This is a genomic window from Variovorax sp. DAIF25 (assembly GCF_050711835.1).
Lineage (GTDB): Bacteria > Pseudomonadota > Gammaproteobacteria > Burkholderiales > Burkholderiaceae_C > Variovorax.
In genome coordinates this window covers 2,215,734-2,235,399 of sequence record NZ_CP136636.1, presented here as the reverse complement: position 1 = coordinate 2,235,399, position 19,666 = coordinate 2,215,734, and the positions used below count along the sequence as shown (strand labels likewise).

Annotated in this window: 15 protein-coding genes and 3 tRNA genes; 6 read left to right on the top strand and 12 right to left on the bottom strand. The window is 69.2% G+C overall.

The features are described 5' to 3' along the window. Window positions 1-3: 3 nt before the first annotated feature. Window positions 4-2,424 carry a UvrD-helicase domain-containing protein gene (locus tag R0232_RS10230; protein WP_431512027.1) on the bottom strand — a complete coding sequence of 807 codons (2,421 nt, stop codon included), beginning with the start codon at window positions 2,422-2,424 and terminating at the stop codon, window positions 4-6. A gap of 219 nt (window positions 2,425-2,643) precedes the next feature. Here R0232_RS10230 and R0232_RS10225 point away from each other — a divergent pair, with 219 nt between their 5' ends. Beyond that, window positions 2,644-3,621 carry a GMP reductase gene (locus R0232_RS10225; RefSeq protein ID WP_093349288.1) on the top strand — a complete coding sequence of 326 codons (978 nt, stop codon included), beginning with the start codon at window positions 2,644-2,646 and terminating at the stop codon, window positions 3,619-3,621. A 4-nt stretch (window positions 3,622-3,625) separates the two neighbouring features. Here the strand turns inward: R0232_RS10225 and R0232_RS10220 are convergent, their stop codons facing one another. Then, window positions 3,626-4,495 (bottom strand): alpha/beta hydrolase, encoded by an 870-nt coding sequence (locus R0232_RS10220; RefSeq protein WP_431512026.1) that lies wholly within the window; start codon window positions 4,493-4,495, stop codon window positions 3,626-3,628. Window positions 4,496-4,591: 96 nt separating this feature from the next. On the opposite strand from R0232_RS10220, the gene R0232_RS10215 reads away from it, so the two are divergent. Beyond that, a tRNA-Ala gene (locus R0232_RS10215) sits at window positions 4,592-4,667 on the top strand. Window positions 4,668-4,734: 67 nt separating this feature from the next. Here R0232_RS10215 and R0232_RS10210 read toward each other — a convergent pair. Next, the gene (locus tag R0232_RS10210; RefSeq protein WP_431512025.1) at window positions 4,735-5,439 is read right to left on the bottom strand and encodes an SDR family oxidoreductase; all 705 of its coding nucleotides are present in this window, start codon (window positions 5,437-5,439) and stop codon (window positions 4,735-4,737) included. 155 nt (window positions 5,440-5,594) lie between these two features. On the opposite strand from R0232_RS10210, the gene R0232_RS10205 reads away from it, so the two are divergent. Then, a tRNA-Lys gene (locus tag R0232_RS10205) sits at window positions 5,595-5,670 on the top strand. A 127-nt stretch (window positions 5,671-5,797) separates the two neighbouring features. On the opposite strand, the gene R0232_RS10200 is transcribed toward R0232_RS10205, so the two are convergent. After that, window positions 5,798-6,559, bottom strand: coding sequence for a hypothetical protein (locus R0232_RS10200; RefSeq protein ID WP_431512024.1), 762 nt, complete (start codon window positions 6,557-6,559; stop codon window positions 5,798-5,800). A gap of 316 nt (window positions 6,560-6,875) precedes the next feature. Continuing rightward, complete coding sequence (locus R0232_RS10195; RefSeq protein ID WP_431512023.1) at window positions 6,876-7,289, bottom strand: hypothetical protein; 414 nt, start codon at window positions 7,287-7,289, stop codon at window positions 6,876-6,878. 265 nt (window positions 7,290-7,554) lie between these two features. Here R0232_RS10195 and R0232_RS10190 point away from each other — a divergent pair, with 265 nt between their 5' ends. Beyond that, a complete protein-coding gene (locus tag R0232_RS10190) occupies window positions 7,555-7,731 on the top strand; it encodes a hypothetical protein (protein ID WP_296781609.1) in 177 nt (58 codons plus the stop codon). 62 nt (window positions 7,732-7,793) lie between these two features. Here the strand turns inward: R0232_RS10190 and R0232_RS10185 are convergent, their stop codons facing one another. The 3 genes from R0232_RS10185 to R0232_RS10175 form a co-directional block, all read right to left on the bottom strand. Continuing rightward, window positions 7,794-8,357 carry an HNH endonuclease gene (locus tag R0232_RS10185; protein ID WP_093349005.1) on the bottom strand — a complete coding sequence of 188 codons (564 nt, stop codon included), beginning with the start codon at window positions 8,355-8,357 and terminating at the stop codon, window positions 7,794-7,796. Between the two features lie 45 nt (window positions 8,358-8,402). Then, window positions 8,403-8,476 (bottom strand) — tRNA-His (locus R0232_RS10180). A gap of 29 nt (window positions 8,477-8,505) precedes the next feature. Then, window positions 8,506-8,703 carry a hypothetical protein gene (locus R0232_RS10175; protein ID WP_057590604.1) on the bottom strand — a complete coding sequence of 66 codons (198 nt, stop codon included), beginning with the start codon at window positions 8,701-8,703 and terminating at the stop codon, window positions 8,506-8,508. A gap of 558 nt (window positions 8,704-9,261) precedes the next feature. Between R0232_RS10175 and R0232_RS10170 the strand changes: the two genes are divergently transcribed. Both R0232_RS10170 and R0232_RS10165 read left to right on the top strand, forming a co-directional pair. Next, window positions 9,262-9,441 (top strand): hypothetical protein, encoded by a 180-nt coding sequence (locus R0232_RS10170; protein ID WP_296781607.1) that lies wholly within the window; start codon window positions 9,262-9,264, stop codon window positions 9,439-9,441. Between the two features lie 380 nt (window positions 9,442-9,821). Then, entirely contained in the window at window positions 9,822-10,220 is a 399-nt protein-coding gene (locus tag R0232_RS10165; protein ID WP_093349002.1) for a hypothetical protein, read from the top strand. Window positions 10,221-10,230: 10 nt separating this feature from the next. On the opposite strand, the gene R0232_RS10160 is transcribed toward R0232_RS10165, so the two are convergent. The 4 genes from R0232_RS10160 to R0232_RS10145 all read right to left on the bottom strand — a co-directional run bounded on the left by R0232_RS10160 (window position 10,231) and on the right by R0232_RS10145 (window position 19,655). Next, window positions 10,231-10,968 (bottom strand): hypothetical protein, encoded by a 738-nt coding sequence (locus tag R0232_RS10160; protein ID WP_296781606.1) that lies wholly within the window; start codon window positions 10,966-10,968, stop codon window positions 10,231-10,233. 132 nt (window positions 10,969-11,100) lie between these two features. After that, window positions 11,101-17,193, bottom strand: a complete 6,093-nt coding sequence (locus R0232_RS10155; protein ID WP_431512022.1) for an FAD-dependent oxidoreductase — start codon at window positions 17,191-17,193, stop codon at window positions 11,101-11,103. Between the two features lie 63 nt (window positions 17,194-17,256). Then, entirely contained in the window at window positions 17,257-19,014 is a 1,758-nt protein-coding gene (locus R0232_RS10150; protein WP_296781604.1) for an ATP-binding response regulator, read from the bottom strand. Next, window positions 19,011-19,655: a response regulator gene (locus R0232_RS10145; protein ID WP_431512021.1), complete on the bottom strand. Its 645-nt coding sequence runs from the start codon at window positions 19,653-19,655 to the stop codon at window positions 19,011-19,013. Before R0232_RS10145 ends, R0232_RS10150 begins: the two co-directional genes overlap by 4 nt. Window positions 19,656-19,666: the final 11 nt, after the last annotated feature.

Below are 19,666 nucleotides of genomic sequence, written 5' to 3'. Positions count from 1 at the left end.
GGCTCAGACCGGCGTGAGCTTGGCGACCGACAGCGCCAGCCACTTCACGCCGTGGCGCGTGAACTTGACCTGCGCGCGCGCATCGTCGCCCGTGCCCTCGAGCGCGGTCACCGTGCCTTCGCCGAACTTGTTGTGGAACACCTGCATGCCCGAGCGCAGGCCATGCGAGGGCGCGCTCTTCTGCGGCGGCACCGGCGGGCTCGCGAAGGTCTCCTTGGCGGCGCCGCCACCATAGGCCTTGCCGCCGCCGTAGCCACCGCCACCCGCGCCGCGCGTGCTGCCGTAGCCGTTGCCATAGCCGAAGGCGGAGTTGCCGAAGGCCTGGTTCTTGGGCGTGAGCCACTTGAGCGCGCCCTCGGGCAGCTCGTCGAAGAAGCGGCTCTTGACGTTGTAGCGGGTCTGGCCGTGCAGCATGCGGGTCTGCGAGTGGCTCAGGTACAGCCGCTTGCGCGCGCGCGTGATCGCGACGTACATCAGGCGGCGCTCTTCCTCGAGGCTCTCGTAGTCGCTCATCGAGTTCTCGTGCGGGAACAGGCCCTCTTCCATGCCGGTGATGAACACGCAGTCGAACTCGAGGCCCTTGGCCGCGTGGACCGTCATCAGCTGCACCGCGTCCTGCCCGGCCTGGGCCTGGTTGTCGCCCGATTCGAGCGCCGCGTGCGTGAGGAAGGCCGCGAGCGGGCTCAGCGTTTCGCCGGTTTCGGCGTCGGGTGCCAGCGGCTCGTCGAGCAGCGGGCGGCCCGGGTCGAGGCCCTGGCTCGCGGGCGACTGGCGCAGCTCGTCGACCGGCAGCGCCACGGCGTCGCGGCCGAAGCCTTCCTGGGTGACGAAGCTCTCGGCCGCGTTCACCAGTTCTTCCAGATTCTCGATGCGGTCGGCGCCTTCGCGGTCGGCGCGGTAGTGCTCGACCAGGCCGCTGTGGTCGAGCACCAGCTCGATGATCTCGCGCAGGCTCACGCCCTGCGTTTGTTCGCGCAGCACGTCGATCTTGGCGACGAAGGCCGTGAGGTTGGAGCCGGCCTTGCCGCCGACCGCGTGCACCGCGTCGTGCAGCGAGCGGCCCGCGGCGCGCGCGGCGTCCTGCAGCTGCTCGAGCGTGCGGGCGCCGATGCCGCGCGGCGGGAAGTTGACGACGCGCAGGAAGCTGGTGTCGTCGTCCTTGTTCTCGAGCAGGCGCAGGTAGGCCAGCGCATGCTTGATTTCGGCGCGCTCGAAGAAGCGCAGGCCGCCGTACACGCGGTACGGCACCGAGGCATTGAACAGCGCGGTTTCGATCACCCGGCTCTGCGCGTTGCTGCGGTAGAGCACGGCCATCTCCTTGCGGTCGATGCCGTCGCGCACCAGCTGGCGCATCTCCTCGACCATCCACTGCGCCTCGGCGAGGTCGCTCGAGGACTCGTAGACGCGCACCGGCTCGCCGGGGCCCTGGTCGGTGCGCAGGTTCTTGCCCAGGCGCTTCTTGTTGTGGCTGATGAGCTCGTTGGCCGAGTCGAGGATGTTGCTGTAGCTGCGGTAGTTCTGCTCGAGCTTGATCTGGTGCGTGACGTCGAACTCGCGCACGAAGTCGGCCATGTTGCCCACGCGCGCGCCGCGGAAGGCATAGATGCTCTGGTCGTCGTCGCCCACGGCCACGACGCTGTTCTCGCCCGGCACGAACTGGCCCGCGACGGTGTTGCCCGAGAGCATCTTGATCCAGGCGTACTGCAGCCGGTTGGTGTCCTGGAACTCGTCGATCAGGATGTGGCGGAAGCGCCGCTGGTAGTGCTCGCGCACCGGTTCGTTGTCGCGCAGCAGCTCGTAGCTGCGCAGCATCAGCTCGCCGAAGTCGACCACGCCCTCGCGCTGGCACTGCTCCTCGTAGAGGCGGTAGAGCTCGACCTTCTTGCGGTCGTCCTCGCTGCGGATCTCGACCGCGTCGGGGCGCAGGCCATCTTCCTTGGCGCCGGCGATGAACCACTGCGTCTGCTTGGCCGGAAAGCGCTCGTCGTCGACGTTGAACTGCTTCATCAGCCGCTTGATGGCCGAGAGCTGGTCCTGCGTGTCGAGGATCTGGAAGGTCGACGGCAGGTTGGCCAGTTTCCAGTGCGCGCGCAGGAAGCGGTTGCACAGGCCGTGGAAGGTGCCGATCCACATGCCGCGCACGTTGACCGGCAGCATCGCCGTGAGCCGCGTCATCATCTCCTTGGCGGCCTTGTTGGTGAAGGTCACGGCCAGGATGCCGCCGGCGGACACCTGGCGCGTCTGCAGCAGCCAGGCGATGCGGGTGGTGAGCACGCGGGTCTTGCCCGAGCCGGCGCCCGCGAGGATCAGCGCGTTGCCGGCCGGCAGCGTGACCGCTGCGAGCTGCTCGGCGTTGAGGTTGTGCAGCAGCGGCAGGTCGACCGGCGGCGGGGTGCGGTCATCGGCCGCGAATTCTTCAAACATCCGTCGATTGTAGAAACCACGGCGTATGCGGGTTATATGAAGTTCCGGAAGACCTCCCCACGGGAGGCTGCGTAGAATCAATCACCGGGCCCAAGTTTTTGTGCCCGGTTTTTTGTGCGCGTCGCCCGCCCCCGCAGGGGCTTTCGCAGCGACGCCGCCGAAGCCGGCCAGACCAAGCGCTCACTCGTTTTCAACGACTTCCTCCAGGAGCTTGGTTTCATGCAAATCTTCGATTACGACAACATCCTGCTGCTGCCGCGCAAGTGCCGCGTGGAGAGCCGCTCCGAGTGCGACACCAGCGTCACGCTCGGCGGCCGCAGCTTCCGCCTGCCGGTGGTACCCGCCAACATGAAGACGGTGGTGGACGAGTCCATCTGCCTGTGGCTGGCGCAGAACGGCTACTTCTACGTCATGCACCGCTTCGACCTCGACAACGTCGCGCTCGTCAAGCGCATGCAGGGCCATGGCGTGTTCGCCTCGATCTCGCTGGGCGTGAAGAAGGCCGACTACGACACGGTCGACCAGCTCGTCGCGCAGGGCCTGGTGCCCGAGTACGTGACGATCGATATCGCGCACGGCCACGCCGACAGCGTGAAGAACATGATCGGCTACCTCAAGCAGAAGCTGCCCGCGACCTTCGTGATCGCCGGCAACGTCGGCACGCCCGAGGCCGTGATCGATCTCGAGAACTGGGGCGCGGACGCGACCAAGGTCGGCATCGGCCCGGGCAAGGTCTGCATCACCAAGCTCAAGACCGGCTTCGGCACCGGCGGCTGGCAGCTCAGCGCGCTCAAGTGGTGCTCGCGCGTGGCGACCAAGCCGATCATTGCCGACGGCGGCATCCGCGACCACGGCGACATCGCCAAGAGCGTGCGCTTCGGCGCCTCGATGGTGATGATCGGCTCGCTGTTCGCGGGCCACGAGGAATCGCCGGGCCAGACGGTCGAGGTCGACGGCGCGCTGTTCAAGGAGTACTACGGCTCGGCCAGCGACTTCAACAAGGGCGAGTACAAGCACGTCGAAGGCAAGCGCATCCTCGAGCCCATCAAGGGCAAGCTGGCCGACACGCTGGTCGAGATGGAGCAGGACGTGCAGAGCTCGATCAGCTACGCGGGCGGCCGCACGCTGATGGACATCCGCAAGGTCAACTACGTCACGCTGGGCGGCGACAACGCCGGCGAACACCTGCTGATGTAGGTCTTCAAGCCTCGAGCAGCTGCACCGCGAGCCGGTGCAACCGGTGCGAGGAATCGGCCAGGGCATCGACCACGCCGAAGTGGTCGAGGCCGGGCAGCACCTCGCACACCGGCACCGCCCGCGAGCCCCAGGCCTCGCGGATCATCGCGTTGTGGCGGATGAATTCCTCGCTCTCGTTGCCGCCCGCCACCGCATAGAGCTGGCCGCGCCTCGGCGCCGGCCAGTGCGCGGGGCTCGCACGGCGCACGTCCTCGTCGCTGAGTCGCAGCACCTGCTCGAGGAAGGGCGTGCGCTGCAGCGGTGCGAGGTCGTACAGGCCCGATATCGACAGCGCATTGCGCACCAGGTGTTCGGGCAGGTCCGGCGCCACGGCCTTCCAGTCGCAGGCCAGCAGCGCCGCCGCCATGTGACCGCCGGCCGAATGCCCCGCCACCGTGATCCGCGCGGGATTGCCGCCATGCGCCGCCACGTTGCGCCAGGTCCAGGCGAGCGCACGAACCATCTGCAGCAGGATGCCCGGCACCGTCACGGGCTGCTCGGGCGTGCCCGGGCACAGCGCGTAGTTGGGCTGCACCACGCAGATGCCGCGGTCGTTGAACGCGGGCGCGATGAAGGAATGGTCCTTCTTGTCCATCGCGCGCCAGTAGCCGCCGTGGATGAAGACCAGCACGGGCGCGTCGGGCACCGGCGCCGGGAACACGTCGAGCGTCTCGTTGACGCCCTCGCCGTAGCGCAGGTCGATCCGGCTCGGCAGCGTGTCGCGCGCGGCGGCGGATTCGCGCGCCCAGCGCGCGAAGTACGCCGGGTGTTCCTTCACCCGCGCGAGGTTGTTGTACATGCCTTCGAGCCAGGCGGGATCGCGTGTGGGGGCCATGGTGGTGCCGGGAGCCGGTGCTGTTCCTGAAAGGCGCGCATCTTGGCATGCGGCGAGCACGCCATCGCGGGTTCCGGCTAAAATTCGCGTCGCGTTGGGGGGGTAGCTCAGCTGGGAGAGCGCCGCGTTCGCAATGCGGAGGTCGTGAGTTCGATCCTCATCCTCTCCACCAACCGACAAAAAAGGGCCTTGGCATCCGCCAAGGCCCTTTTGCTTGGGGCGCTCTGCCTCGCTGTGCGTCAGTCGAGCGCCAGGTGCTGGCCGTGCAGCGCCGCCGCGCCGGGCGACGCGAGAAAGCCGATGGTCTGCGCGGCGACCGCGGTCGACACCCATTCGGCCGGGTTCGCATCGGGCATCGCCTGCCGGTTGGCCGGCGTGTCGAGCACGCTCGGCGCCACGCTGTTGATATTGACGCCATGCGGCGCCGCCTCGGCCGCCATCGCCTCCACCAGCCGCTGCAGCGCGCTCTTCGACGCGATGTACGACGCCATGGCGGGCAGGCCGCGCGCCGCGACCTTCGCCGTCACCGCGACGATGCGGCCGGCGCGACGCTCGATCATCGAGGGCAGCAATGCCTGCGTCACGGCCACGAAGGACCATGCGTTGAGGTTCATCATCCGGTCCCAGCTCTCGCGCGTGAGCGCGTGCGTCGCCTCGCCCATCTCGAAGCCCCCGGCGATGTGCACCAGCGCGTCGACGCGGCCGAAGGCCTTGAGGATCTGTCCGGACAGGCCGGCCATGGACGAGGCCGAGGTCACGTCGCCGGCCAGCAGCAGGTGCTGCGAGTTGTCGAGGCCCGGGAACACCTCGGCCAGGCGCCCGGCGTGGTGGTCGATCAGCGCGGCGCGCGCGCCCTGCGCGAGGAAGTGTTGTGCAACGGCGCGTCCGAGTGCGCCCGCGGCGCCCGTGATCACGACATGCGGCGCGGTGTTTGCATCGCTCATGGAAGTTCTCCTGAATGGGAAAGAGAGGGGGCGAACCCCTTCGTCGGTGCCGAATGCTAATCCGCCACACACGTTCCACTCAAAAATTTTGAGAAACCTGAATTTCTACGCTATACTCGCAGACTTGCCTGAAAACGAATATGTTTTCAACGCAAGGGCTCTTAGCTCAGTTGGTAGAGCAGCGGACTCTTAATCCGTAGGTCGAGTGTTCGAGTCACTCAGGGCCCACCACCAACACTGAAAACGGTCGAAATCCTTCTGGGTTTCGGCCGTTTTTCTTTGTGCGTCCGTACTGCTTGCCTTGGCGCGGGTGGCAGGCCCGCCGGACCTGCCACGATCGATGCTCAATCCACCGGCGTTACTTGGGCGAGTAGGTCATCTTGGTCGCGACCATCGGCGACTTCGGATCGACACCCTTGAGCAACTGGCCGCGATAAGGTCCTTCGGCCGCCAGCCAGAACTCCTTGGTGGCCGACGGGCCGACCAGCGAACCCAGCGTCAGCTTCAGCGTGAACTTGCAGGTGCTGAACGTGCCCAGCGGCGTCTCCAGCTTTTCGCGACCGCTGTAGCTGAGCTCGCCCTTCGCGGGCAGCGTACGCGTCGAGACCACGCTGCCATTGGAGGTCTCGGTCTTGGTCACGGAGGACTCCTTGCTCACGACCTGCCCGGGCTTCATGTCGATCGGGAACGAGAACGGGGGTTCGAACACCTGCGATGCGTAGCCTGTGTACTCCCGGGGCACGATGGCGGGAAGCTTCATGTCGTCGGCGAACTTGTCATCGATCTTGCTGTGGTACGAGGTCGACTTTCCATAGAGGAAGAGATTGCCGCCGACCAGGTCCTTGTATTCCTTCTTGACGATGCGCTGCTCGAAGGCTGGATAGGAACCGACCTCCGTGCCGACGTTGAAGGCCACCGGCGTGGCACCGGCAAAGGCCTCGCGCCCTTCGGTCACGCTCTTCCGGCGGAAGGAATCGGCCGCGGGGTCCTTGCCGGGCGCGACCGCCTCGAACTCGAGCAGCGTGCCTTCGCGGAAATCGGCTTCGTTGAAGCAGGGCGCGGAGCTCTCGGCCTGCGGGTCCGGTGCGGGCGCTGGTGCCGGCGCGGGTGCCGACGCCATGGGCAGCAACGGAAAGCCTCCGCCCCCTCCCCCGCCGCCCCCACAGGCCGAAATTGCCGCAGCCGCGGCTGCGATGGAAAGCAGGCGCGCACCCGACATCCTGCTGAAATCTGCGCTTCTCATGACTTCTCCCTTGAGTGACAACAACCGACAAACAAACTTGCAGTTGTCACGGAAGAATACGTTTGACCCTCGCGAGCGCACACCTCCTTACGGAGGAATAAGTCACGTGGCCCAAATCAAGGTGCTGAACGATCGTGAACCACGTCGCAACGATTCGGCGTCGTCATACAGCACGCGCATTCACGCGAAGGCCTCAAGCCGCAGACCGCCGCGCCAGCCAGTCGGAGGCATAGGCCGCCAGCAACGCCTGCCTGTCGACCACCTCCGCCTCGAGGTACTGACGCGCATGCGCCTGCGCGACCTCGCTCGCGAGGAACCAGCGCTCGCGCTCGCCGCTGCCCAGTGGCGGCGGCGTACCCCACGTGGCACCGTCCTCGCCGCGGAAGGCTTCGGTGATGGGCAGCCGGCCGCCCGTCATGCCGATCTCCGACAACATGCTGCGCGGGCCATCGAGCTCGATGCGCACCCGCAGGTCGTCGCCGTCGACCTCGATGACCGCACCGAGTCCACCCACCTGATGCACCCGCCACAGCTGCGCCGGCGAGGCACTGCGGATCCAGTTCTGCAGCGCGGCCTTCAGCGCCTTGAGGATGATTTCCTTGTTCATTTCCGCACTATTTCACATTTTTGGATGACAGCTGCATCGCCGATCCTGCCCCTGCAGTGGCGGCTCCCGTGCCGCATGGCATCTTGCTGTTGCTGTCACACAGCGCCCTACAACAATGACCACAGGGACCAGAAACCGAAGCCAGAAAGCTCGTTGCCACACCCGCCTCGGCGGGTATTTTTTTGTCCGCGCGCGAACCGGCGGAACGCCGTCCGATGAGCCGCCACCCGAGCGGCTTTTCGGGCCTACGCTATATTTCCGCCCCATGGAAAAGGCTCCCGACATCGGCAAACCCACCGTGCCCATCGACCTGATCGGGCCGGAGCACTGGCAGCGCTCCAGGCGCAGCAACGGGCGCACCGCCAAGGTCCTCTTCGCGATCGTCGGCGGCCTCGCGGCAGCCGGTGCGATCGCCTACCGCTACTTCGGACTCGGCCGCTGAACGGCGCGCATGAAAAAGGCCCGCTGTCCGCGAGGACAGCGGGCCTTTGCATTGGCGCCGGTTCATTGCAGCCGCGACCCCTTCGGCAGCCGCCTGGCCAGCCATTCGTGCACGTCGGCGCGGATGTGGCGGCCCTCGAGCAGGAAGTTCTCGAAGCGGCTCGGCACGTACGGCAGGTACACGAGCGGCATGCCGGCTTCCTCGGGCGTGCGCGCGGCCTTGCGGCCGTTGCACGCGGCACAGGCTGTCACGAGATTGGTCCAGCTCCAGGCACCGCCGCGCGACGCCGGCAGCACGTGCTCGCACTGCAGCACCTGCTCCGGGAACACGCCCGCGCAGTAGGCGCAGGTATGGCGGTCGCGGCGCAGCAGCTTGCGCTTGGTGAGGCCGGGCACGACGTCGAAGAGGTTGATCTTCGAGGCACCGCGCAGCGCGATGATCGGCGCCACCTCGATGCGCGACTGCACGCCGCGTGCCACGTTGAAGCCGCCGCGCATGGTGGCCAGCGGCGCGTCGCCGTCTTCCCAGGCCACGTCGTCGCAGGCGTAGTGCAGCACCGCCTGCTCCAGCGAGACCCAGGCTTGCGGCGTGCCCTGAATGTCGAGTTGCAGGACGTGTGAATGCATGGCTCGCCTCCTTTCGCGGCGATGTCGAACGATGGTCGAAAAGTCTGGGGTACACGAACGGAATCGAACCGTCGTCAGCGGGATCACAACCCGCGGCTCTGCCATTGAGCTACGCGCACCATGGAAAAACGAAAGAAAGAAAGATCCGCTACCACTCACCGACTTCGCGCACGCGCTGGTCGAGGTCGAGCTGATCGAGCCGCAGCTCGCGCAGCGAGCCCGACTCGCGCAGGACATCGGTCTTGCGACCGAAGCCCAGGCGCCGTGCCAGCGCGGACACGAAGGGCTTGCGCGCCGGCGCGGGATGCACGGCGATCATGCGGATGGGGCTGTTGCGCTTGCGCATGCGATGACTCCTTGTTGTATGGGTTGAGCGATGTGGTGACAGCATTGGCGTTCCGCAGGGGACTCGAACCCCTGGCTTCCTCTTGGGGCCTGTTAACACTATGCAAGGGGTCGCGAAGCTCGCCAGAGCCCGCCCATCAAGGCGCGCGACGACGCGTGTGCGTCCGCACACGCTAGGAGCGCAACGCCGAGGGGCGGGCTCTGGCGAGCTTCCCTTCGGGTTGCCCCGCAAAGGGGCCGTCTGCGGCGTTGCCCGCGCTTGCAAGGCATCAGCCTTGCTGCGCGCGGGCGCCTTGCATCCAGCCCCTTTGCGGGGCAACGCGACCCCTTGCATAGTGTCAACAGGCCCCAGACAGGGAGGCACTCTGGCCGCTGAGTTAGCGGAACGTGATCGAGGAAAAGGCGCTTTCCATTTCGGTTGTGTCCTCACGCGACAGGCCCCGCGCTCTCGCTCGAGGCCCCGTGCGACATCGCTGCACAGGAGTGGTCCACGCTCCTGCACATCCCGCCAGACCGTCCACGCGGCTGATCCTGGCGGTGTGGTGAAGGCACACCCGAAATGGCGAAGCTGCGCGCCGATCCAGTGACGGCTGCGCCTCGCGGCAAGTTGTGGAAGAACATCGACGGCATCCGGAGACACCACCGCCACGGCACGATCGCCGCGAACGCGAACCGCATCGGGATGCGGCGACGAAAAACAAAAAGGCCCGGAACCTTTCGGTGTCCGGGCCTCTGGTGAGAGAGCTGGGGAGGGCAAGCGCCTAAGCGCAACCTCCACCCGGTGGCAGTCGATCCTCGAATGCATCAACGCGCGCTTTCGCGTGGTTCGGCGAATGCATGGCGTACGAGCGACCCAGGTTCGTGGCGGGCAACGGCAGGTCGAATCCTTTGCTGAAACGCGCGCGCACGAGCGCCCGGCCCGAGACGGGTCGAATGCTGGAGAGTTGGCGTGCGGTGTTCACGATGGGACCTTGGTTGAAGCTGTCGCGCTTTGAAGAAGGGTGGAGGGATCGGGCCTCTCGCGGCCTGGGCCTGCGATTGCCTTGCACTGTAAATAGTCTTTACGAGGGCGTCAACAACCGGGACAATCTTTTTTTGTCTTGTTGTTGTTTTTGAACAGTGCCCAATCTCACCGTCGCACGCCGCCGCAATGTGCTCGCGCTGCATCGCCGCTTTCTCGAAGCGTCCGTGGCCGCCGGCCTGCCCGCCAAGGGGCTCGACCAGGCCTTCGCCCGGAAGATCGAGGTGTCGCCGAGCATGTGGAGCCAGATCAAGAGCGCGCGGCCGATCGGCGACAACCTCGCGCGGCAGATCGAGCGGCACTGCGAGGTCGAGGCCGGCTGGCTCGACCGGGAAGACCGCCCTTCGGAAGTGCCCGACGAGGCCGAGGAGCGCTTCGTCGCGCTGGCGCGCGAGGCCTGGCGCGCCGCCAATGCCAAGGGCAAGCGCGAACTCGCGGGCTGGCTCAAGAAGAAGATCGCCGAAGCTGCTGCACCCGTCGCCGCGGACAAGAAATAGCCCCGGAAGCTCAGGCCGCAAGCGCCGTCTCCATCGACTCCGCGTCGCCGTACTCCGCGGGGTACATCCCCCGCAACCACCACTCGACCCCGCTCAGTTGCGCCTCGAGCGACAGGCCATCAAGCGCCAGGGCCCGCAGCGCCCGCATCGAGCGGAAGCCGATCAGGCCATCGATGCCGCCGATGTCGTGCCCCAGGCGGATCAGGCCGCTCTGCAGGCGCGCCTCGTCGGCGTTGTGGATGAACAGGTCGTGCGGCAGGCCGGCCGCGAGGGTCGCGCTGGCGGCCATCGCGAGGTACGGCGTCCTGAACAGGCCCGCGGGCTTCGACGCATGCTGGTCGTACACGCGCTGATGGCTGCCGCGGCATTCGAAATGCCAGGCCTCGCTGAGCGCCGGGTCGGGCGTGCGATGGATCGGCACCACGCCGAAGCCGCGCGCCAGCGCCCAGAACTCGGCCAGCGGCAGGCGCAGCGCGCCGAGGTCGACGTCGAAGGCGCGGCCGGCCTCGTGCATGCCGTCGCCCGTGCAGGCACCGAAGGACGATGGCCGGCCGGACTCGGCGGTCCGGTCATGGAACAGGTCGGACAGCAGCAGGCGACCGCCGCGGCGCTCGACCTCCTTGCGGATGCCGGCGAGCGCGCGCCGCGTGTCGGGCGTGCACCAGGCCATGGGCCGCGGCAGCGCGAGCCACTGGCCTGCCACCTTGTAGATCGAGGGCACATCGATCGAAACCAACCGTCCCGGCATGAGCGCTTTCTTTTTGGAAGACTGCAATGCGCCGCACGCGGACCCCACGGGCCCTGCTGAACGGCATGCGGGGATTGGAGTTCATCGCCGTGCCGCGCGCATGCCCCAATTGGGGGAGAACGCCGCGCGGCGCTACCGGAGGTCGACGCTCGGCCAGTCGAAGCGCTGCCGGGTCGTGCCCTCCTCGAGCACCAGCAGGTCGGTCGACAGCGCGGCCGTCCATCCCCCGGCGTGCCGCTCGAAGCGCAGCAGGCCATAGCCCGATCCGCGCTGCGGCAGCTCGCCATCGATCGCCTCGAGGCGCAACGTGCGGCCGCCCGGCAATGGCAGGGCCTCGTCGAGCCAGAGATCGCCGGGCGAGCAGTTGGCATAGGGCAAGGGCGCGTAGAAGGCCGGCGCGAGCATCACCGCGCCGACGCGCTTGCCATCCACCGTGACCGCGCCCGAGAAACTCAGGTGGTAGTCGCCCGAGATGCAGGCGAAGCGCCCCGGCACCGCATCGGCCAGTTGGCCCAGCAGCTCGGCGCGCTCGGCCGGTGCGGCCTGCATCGAGTCGGGCGGGCCGGGGTTCGCGGGATCGCAGCCCGGCACGAGCCCGGGCAGCAGCACGCTGCCCGTGAGCAGGCAATGGAAGGCGTCGCTGTGACGGCCCTCCTCCACCCAGGCATGGAAGGCCGCGCGTGCCTGGTCCGACAGCGTGCGCGCCGCGACCGGCTTGCCCGGCTCGCTGTGCTCCGCCGCCTTGCGCCAGCGCCGCGTGTCGGCCACGAAGAAGCGCACGCCACCGCGCTCGTAGCGCGCGAAGCCGAAGCGGCGCATGCTCTCGGTGCCATGCATCAGCTGATAGGCGGTCAGCGCGTTCTGCGCGGCCCGCAGTGCATGCGCCTCGCGCAACTGGCTGTAGCCGCAACGCGCGAGATGCGGCTTGAACAGCGAGCGGGCCAGCGGGTAGTTGTCGGTGAACTCGTGGTCGTCCACCGTGCACACCGACGGCACCCGCGCCAGCAGCTTCTGCAGCGCGGGCCGCGCGAAGGCCCGCTGGTGGCGGTCGGTGTAGCGCTCGACCGGGTTGGTCGAATCGATGATGCCGCCGGTCGCATCGGCATAGATCTGGTCGCCCAGCATGAACAGCATCTCGGGGCCGCCCGGCCCCAGCCTGCGCACCGTCTTCAACAGCCGCTCGAACGAGGCCGAGGCCGGCTCGCTGTCGAAGGAGAAGCCCGGGTAGCTGCAGCTGCCGATGGCGATGCAGAGCGCGCCGTCGCGCTCGGCCAGCATGCGTTGCCTGAGGCGGATCCAGCGATGCTCGGCCAGCGGCGCATTGCGGCGCTGGTGCGACAGCGAGGCGGGAAAGGGCCCACGCCCCACCTCGCGCTCGCGCAGCGCCGCTTCGGCGGCGAAGCGGATCGAGCCCTGCAGCGCCATCAGCTCGGCCGCCTCCGCGGCGGCCGAGAACGCCACCGGCAGCCCCTCCGCGACCTCGTCGGGCAATCGCTGCAGCGGCCGGCTGGCGGTCCGTGCATCGAGCGCGGGTGCGTGCGAGACGCACTCGATGCGCGCCCGCTCCCACGCCCCGCCCTCGGGCAGCGGAATGCTGCCGCAGGCGACGCGGATCGCGCTGCTGCCGTCGGTACGGCCCTGGGCGCTGCCGAGCACCCAGGGGCGCCGCGACGGCGGCAGCAGGAAGCCGTCGCGCGCCACCATCGGCGCGGGAAAGTCGACGATCTCCAGCGGCACCCGGTAGACGCGCTGCGCCAGATGCACGATGGCGCTGGCCGCCAGCCCGCGGCTCAGCAGCGCATCGGCGGCGGTGTCGTCGACCACGAAGGCCACGCGCACGCTGCGCGCCGGGCCCGGCGGCATGGCGCAATACAGGGCCAGTTGCGGATCGACCTCCATCGGCTCGATCGGCCCGACCCAGGGGCCGGCGCGCGGAAAGCGCACCTCGTGGTTCGGATGCGGGCTCGCCGGCGGGAGCGCCTCATCGCTCTCCGACGGAGAGAGGGCCGGGCCGTGCGCCTCCGCCTCCCAGGCCTGGTTCAGCAAGGCGGCCAGCCGCTCGTAGGGACTGGCTTCGCCGCCGACGCGATCCATCGCCGCCTGGCCGATCAGCGGATCGAGGTGGCCATAGCCCACGAGCAGGTCGCACATGTGCGGCGGCTGCCCGTCAGCCGCCTTGCCGAACAGCGGCACCCATTCGGGATGAATCTGCGCGAACTGCAGCGACGAGCGCAGCGCCCCTTCCTTGTCGAACAGCTCGTTCTCGCAGCCGTGCACGAAGCGCACCGGCAGCGCCATGTGGCGCGCGATCGCGCTGTCGTTGGCGTAGACGTTGAAGCCGTCCTCGCTGACCAGCCGCTCGTACTCCACGAAGCGCGCCGCATGCGCGAACACGCGCACCGAGGCGTTGCCGAACAGCTTGGGCAGTTCGCGGTGGGTCTGGGCGTTGAGGTTGCGGTGCTTGAACAGCTCGGCGTCGAGGAAGCGCACGCGCCTGCAGGTCGCGCAATCGTCGTCGTGCGGCCGGGCCAGCGTGCCCTCGCCCGGGCAATGTTCGCCGGGTGGCACCGGCAGCGCCGCGAACAGGCGATCGACCAGCGATTCGACCAGCGACTCGACCGGCCCGCGCACCGCCAGCGGCACCGTGGTGCGGCCCGCCAGGTTGCGGATGAAGGCCGGCAGCCAGGTCTTGCCCTGCGAGGAGCGCGAGCCCACCGTGAACAGGTGCGTCTGCGCGCTCACCAGGCCCGCGAGCTTCGGCAGCAGCGGGCGCACGCCGGTGGCCGACACGTAGCCGGCGCTCTCGATCGGATAGGACAGCCGCCCGGCGAGCAGCGCCATCTGGAAGGCCGCCGCGCCGAGGCACTGGCCGAAAGCGTAGAGCTGCAGCGGCAGCGGCAGCCCGGCCTCGGGACCGACGACCCGGTCGCGCTCGCTGCGCAACAGGTCGAGCACGAAATCGACCGCCTGCGGAATGTCGATCATCGCGACCTGGTCCGCAGTACCCGGCTCCTGCGAGGCCCGCGAGCGCGGGCTCAGGCGGGTGTCGAGCACCCAGACCTCCCAGCCCAGGCTGTACAGATACTCGGCGAAGTTCTGCGTCGTGCCCTTGAAGGTGAAGGTGTGGCCCGACATGCCGAAGGCATGGGTCAGCAGCACCGAGCGCGCGCGCCGCACGGGCACGCCGCACCACGTTCCGCCCACGAATTCCGGCAGCCCGTCGGCGGCCGGCCGCCGGTAGCGCCACAGCCGAAGCTGCACGTTCTCCACCGCCTCGGTGCCGTCGTCGCTCGACGAGCGGCCGCGCCGCACCCACAGCGAATGCGCCTGCGGATGGACGTCGCCCTGCGTGCTGCCGCAGGCTTCGCCGCGCAGCTTCAGGTCCTCGGGGCTGGCGATGTCGACCAGCGGACTGCCGCTGTAGTCGGGCAGCCGGAAATCGAGCATGCGCGTCTGCAGCGCGAAGCGCGCGAGCAGCGCCGGATAGGCCACCAGCGTGCCCATCGCCGAGCTGGCGTCGGCGCCGCCGAGCAGCTCGATCGGGGTCTTGCGCACCGCATGCGCCACGTCGAACGCGAAGCGCGCTTTCGCGGCACGGTTGCACCACGGCCACCACCACGGCGCGGGCCGGTCGTCGGCATCGAGCGTGATGACCGGGCAGGTGAGCTGGGTGAACAGGTCGGGCCGCAGGTCAGCCGGCACGACCTTGCCCGGATGGTCGACAAGCCACCGCCACTGCCAGAGCCGCTGCGCGCCATGCACCACGAGCTGGGTCCAGCTCGCGGCATAGGCGATCTCCTTGCGGCCGCGCAGCCGCAGGCACTGGACCGGATCGGGCCGCGGCACGCTACCGGGGCGCAGCGTCAGCTTGAGGTCGTATTCCACGTGACGGATCTCGGTCGCCGCCCACCAGGCCCAGAACATGTTGCGGCTGCGCTCGAGCGTGATCTCGGTGTCGCCGCGCCGCCAGTCGAGGTAGCCGCGCAAGGTGAACCAGGTCAGCACCGTGCGCGGCAGGCTGGCGATGCGCCGCAGGGTCGCGAGCGGACCACCAGGCTCCACCGCGAGGATGGAGACCGCGCCGCCGCGGATCTTGTAGTTGACGAAGCGCTCGCTGGCCGGCCTGGCATCGAGGGCCGCACCTTCGACCAGGGGTTCGAAGCGCAGCAACCCGCGCACGCCCGTGAAGCGGTGCCGCGCATCGTTCCACAGCTGCTGCCAGTCGAAGGTGTGCATGCTGACCACCATGTCGCAGTCGGCCGTCGGCGTGCCCAGCATGCGGCGCAGCGGCCCCTGCAGCGGCAGCGCGCGGCACTCCAGCCGCTCGCGCGCACGGGCCTCGACCCGCATCGGTCCGGGCCGCGACCAGCCCGCGGTGGAGCGCGGCAGGCCGCGCTTCGGCACGGGCGTCGGCGTGGCGGTCGGGCCGGCCACGCGCAGTCCGGGGGCCAGGTGCGCCATCGCGCGTTCCACCAGCGCGGTGATGGTCCACAGCGGATTGCAGCCCAGCGAGGTCGGAACGATCGAGCCGTCGAGCACGTGGAGGCCGTGCCAGAGCTCGTTGTCGCCGCGCCAGACCCGCCCCAGGTGGTCGACCACGCCCGAGTCGTGGTTGTCGCCCATCGGGCAGCCGCCGAGCGGGTGCACCGTCATCGCGAACGGGTCGGGCTTCGGCCCCGACAACAAGGTGGCGGCGCCCGGCGGCAGCGCCTGCCAGGTCGGCAGGTGCATGTGCACGCCATCGCGCTTCGTGCCCGCGTCGAAGAAGCGCTGTTGCGCGGCGTAGGTACGCGCCTCCTGCGGCCGCGGCCAGTAGGGCGCGATGCCGTCCATCTCGGGCACCCAGACCGCCCGCCCCTGCGAGCTGTCATGGCCCATCGCCAGCAGCAGCTGGCTGTGGGCGGCGAGCTCGGGCGAGGCGGCCAGCGGATCGATGCCGTTGCCATGCGCGCGCGGCGCCGGTGCCCGCGCGCCGATGTGGCGCAGGGTCCAGGCGATGGCCAGCATCTCCTCGTACAGGCGCGACAGCGGGCCGGGCACCGCACCGTCCTGCAGCATCACGCGGTCCTGCAACGGCGGCCGGTCGTCGCCGCTGCCGCGCAGGTCGAGCAGCGTGGTGATCGTCGGCCCCACGGGCGGGCCGGCCTTGGCCTCGGGGATCGCGCCGCGGCCCACGTTGTTCACCAGCGTCTCGAGGTCGGCGATCACGCTCACGCTGTCGCCGTTCGCGCTCACGCGCGTGCCCAGCGTGGGCGACAGCGTGAAATGCTCGTGCACCTTCTGCGAACGCATCAGCAGCTCGGTGCTGCCGAAGGTGCCGGCCGCGACCACCACCAGCGCGGCCTCGAAGGTACGGCCGTGCTGCTCCACCAGGTCGCCCATGTTGCGCAGGTCGCGGCTGCGCTCGGTCTCCACCGCGGTGAAGCGCCAGCGGCCGGTGTTGCGCTGCGGCTCGAGGGCGTAGACCGTGCAGCGGCTGACGAACTGCACGCCCCGCTCGCCCGCCTGCTTCAGGTAGGTGGTGGGCAGGGTGTGCTTGGCGCCGGGCGTGTTGCAGCCGGTGAAGCAGTCGCCGCAGTGGCTGCAGCGTGCCGGATCGATGGTCAGCTCCGCCGTGTGCACCCGTGGCGCGTGCTTGCGCAGCGTCTTGTCGCGCTGCAGCGTCTCGCAGAGCTTCACCAGGGCCTGCGACTTGGGCAGCGGCTCGGCCTCGGCGCCGTTCGCGCTGCGGATCGAGAAGCGCGTGCCCTGCAGCTGCTCCTTGGCGCGCGCGAAGGCCGACGGCAGGCGCAGGCCGGGCTTGTCGTCGTCGAGCGCATGGCGGATCTGGGCCGGCCAGGCGGGCTGGGCGAAGACGTCGTCGTCGGGCTGCACCAGCACGCCGGCATTGATCAGGCTGCCGCCGCCGAAGCCGTTGGCCACCAGCGAGACCATGCCCGGTCCGGCACGCCATTCGAACAGGCCGCAGGGGCTGCCCATCGGCCCTTGCGGGCCCTGGAAGCGCAGGTACTTGGGCAGCTGGCCCACGTCGTTGGCGAATTCGCCCGGCAGGAACTCCGAGCCGCGCTCGAGCAGCACCACGCGCCGCCCGGCCTGCGCGAGCCGCAGCGCGGCCACGCTGCCGCCATAGCCCGAGCCGATCACGACGGCATCGAGCTGCAGCGGCTCGGGAGGCTTCCATTCGTCGAAGGGAATGGACAGCGGCTGCGCGGTGGGCGAGAACATGGGACGGCGGGAGCGAGAGAAAGGAAATCGTGGCCCGCCGACGGTGAGCCTGGGCGGTCGGGCTCAGAGCAAGGCGCGCACCTGCCTGGCCAGCTGGAGTTCGTCCACCGGTTTGTGCATCAGCGGCCGGCCGGTGCGGGTCGCCTGCTCGATGCGCCCGGGGGCCGTGTCGCCCGTGATGAAGACGATCGGCAGGTCGGGCGCATCGCGGCTGAGCCGCGCCGCCGTGGAGATGCCGTCCTCGCCGCCGCGCAGGCGCAGGTCGCACAGGCACAGCTGCCAGTTGCCGGGCGGCCCGAGGGCGAGCGCCGCATGCAGGCCGTCGGCGGTGTCGACGTCGGCACCCCAGGTCTGGAGCAGCGCGCTCAGGCTGTTGCTCACCATCTGTTCGTCGTCGATCACCAGCACGCGCCGGCCGCGCAGGTCGGGCATCGGCACCGAGGGGCGGGGCCGCAGGTCGGATTCGTCGGGCGCGCGCGTGAACAGCGCGGGAATGGTCAGCGTGAACTTCGAGCCCTTGCCGGCCGCCGATTCCACCTTCACCTCGCCGCCGAGCATGTGGATCAGCCGGCGCACGATCGACAGCCCGAGCCCGAGGCCGCGGGCCCGGTCGCGCTCCTTGTTGTCGACCTGGAAGAACTCCTCGAAGATCAGCGTCTGGTGCTCGCTCGCGATGCCCTGGCCGGTGTCTTCGACCTCGAAGCGGATCACCGGACCGACGATGTGGGCGCGGATGGCGATCAGTCCCGAGGCGGTGAACTTCACCGCGTTGCCGACGATGTTGCGCAGCGCGCGCTCGAGCAGCACCGGGTCGGTCTGGGCCACGAAGGCACCGCCCTCCACCTCCACCCGCACGTTGCGCCCGGCCAGCATGGCGCGTGCCTCGGTGCCCTGGCGCGCCAGCATCTGGCCGATGTCGACCGCCTGCGCGCGCGGCTGCACCGCGCCAGCGTCGAGGCGCGACATGTCGAGCAGGTTGTCGAGCAGGTCGCCCAGCACGCGGCTGGCCTCGGCGATGCTGCGCGCGATCTGGCGCTGCTCGTCGGTCTCGGCGTTGTGCGTGAGCACCGCCGTGTAGAGCGCGAGCGCCTGCGCCGGCTGGCGCAGGTCGTGGCTGGCATTGGCCAGGAAGCGCGACTTCGACAGGCTCGCCTCCTCGGCCGCGTGGCGCGCCTCCACCGCCTTGCCGCGCTCCTCCTCGGCGATCACGCGCATCCGCTCGGCCTGCTCGCGCTGCGCGTCGGCCTCGAAGCGGATCAGCACCGAGCGCTCGAACACGCTCGCGAGGTAGGTCGAGAAGCGCGCCATCACCACCGCGTACATCAGCAGCGACAGCACCACCGCCCAGGCGCGCGGGCCGCCGTGCAGGCCCCAGCCCAGCGCCACCAGCGGCACCCCGACCAGCAGGAAGCACAGGTAGCCGCGCGCGAACGAGGCATAGGTGGCGGCGCCGCCGGCCGCCGCGAGCAGCACGATCACGGTCAGCGCGAGCCGCGACTCGTCGGGCAGCACGCCAAAGAACATCACGGGCAGCAGGCCGATCCAGATGCCATTGATCAGCGCGATGTAGAAGAACTTGCTCAGCGCCGCGGCATCGCGCGGCTCGCGGTCGCTCAGCAGGCGCGCGCCCAGCCGCATGCGGTAGGCATTGGCGCCGATGAACAGCGCCAGCCAGGCGCCGATCAGCACCCAAGAGACGTGCCGCGCCAGGATCGCGGAAACGAAGGAGCAGCCGACCAGCAAGCCGAGGACGGCGTTGCGCGACTGGGTCGCGAGCAACCCGACCTGCTCGGCGACCAGCGCCGCGGCCCGGTTCCTCATCCGGCTTCCATCGCGCGCCAGCCGAGGCGGGAGAGCTCGTACATGGCCTGGGTGCGGCTGTGGACGTCGAGGATCTCGAACACCACCTTCAGGTGCGACTTCACGGTGGTGTCGGAGATGTTGAGCTCGCGCGCGATCGCCTTGTTCGACTTGCCGTGCGCCAGGCGCAGCAGCACTTCCTCCTGGCGCGGCGACAGCCGCAGGCTCGCGAGCCGGTCGGCCGGCGAGGGCTCGTCGGTGCGCGGCGGCTCGAGGCAGACCGGCGGCACGTAGATGCCGTCGTCGAGCACCACGCGCAGCGCCTGCATCATGGTCGCCGGGTCGAGCGACTTCTTGACGTAGCCCATGGCGCCGTCGTCGATCGCGCGGCGCACCGTGTTGGGGTCTTCGTTGGCCGACAGCACGACCACCGCCTGCTCGGGGAACTGGCCACGGAACAGGTGCAGCGAGTCGAGCTCGCGCATGCCGGGCATCTCGAGGTCGAGCAGCACGATGTCGAACGGGCCGTGCGTGCGCATGGCCACGATCGCATCGTGGATGTCGGCGGTCTGGTGCACGCCGATCTTGGGATCGAGCGAGCGCAAAAGAAGTGCCACGCCCTCGCGCACGAGGCCGTGATCGTCAACCAGCAGAATTCTCATCAACCGTTCCC

Bases quoted from the DNA above. Each gene is read 5' to 3' on its own strand.
- R0232_RS10150 (WP_296781604.1), bottom strand. From the start codon at position 19,014: ATGAGGAACCGGGCCGCGGCGCTGGTCGCCGAGCAGGTCGGGTTGCTC.
- R0232_RS10190 (WP_296781609.1), top strand. From the start codon at position 7,555: ATGGAAAAGGCTCCCGACATCGGCAAACCCACCGTGCCCATCGACCTG.
- R0232_RS10175 (WP_057590604.1), bottom strand. From the start codon at position 8,703: ATGCGCAAGCGCAACAGCCCCATCCGCATGATCGCCGTGCATCCCGCG.
- R0232_RS10155 (WP_431512022.1), bottom strand. From the start codon at position 17,193: ATGTTCTCGCCCACCGCGCAGCCGCTGTCCATTCCCTTCGACGAATGG.
- R0232_RS10195 (WP_431512023.1), bottom strand. From the start codon at position 7,289: ATGAACAAGGAAATCATCCTCAAGGCGCTGAAGGCCGCGCTGCAGAAC.
- R0232_RS10160 (WP_296781606.1), bottom strand. From the start codon at position 10,968: ATGCCGGGACGGTTGGTTTCGATCGATGTGCCCTCGATCTACAAGGTG.
- R0232_RS10210 (WP_431512025.1), bottom strand. From the start codon at position 5,439: ATGAGCGATGCAAACACCGCGCCGCATGTCGTGATCACGGGCGCCGCG.
- R0232_RS10200 (WP_431512024.1), bottom strand. From the start codon at position 6,559: ATGGCGTCGGCACCCGCGCCGGCACCAGCGCCCGCACCGGACCCGCAG.
- R0232_RS10145 (WP_431512021.1), bottom strand. From the start codon at position 19,655: ATGAGAATTCTGCTGGTTGACGATCACGGCCTCGTGCGCGAGGGCGTG.
- R0232_RS10170 (WP_296781607.1), top strand. From the start codon at position 9,262: ATGGCGAAGCTGCGCGCCGATCCAGTGACGGCTGCGCCTCGCGGCAAG.
- R0232_RS10220 (WP_431512026.1), bottom strand. From the start codon at position 4,495: ATGGCCCCCACACGCGATCCCGCCTGGCTCGAAGGCATGTACAACAAC.
- R0232_RS10230 (WP_431512027.1), bottom strand. From the start codon at position 2,424: ATGTTTGAAGAATTCGCGGCCGATGACCGCACCCCGCCGCCGGTCGAC.
- R0232_RS10185 (WP_093349005.1), bottom strand. From the start codon at position 8,357: ATGCATTCACACGTCCTGCAACTCGACATTCAGGGCACGCCGCAAGCC.
- R0232_RS10225 (WP_093349288.1), top strand. From the start codon at position 2,644: ATGCAAATCTTCGATTACGACAACATCCTGCTGCTGCCGCGCAAGTGC.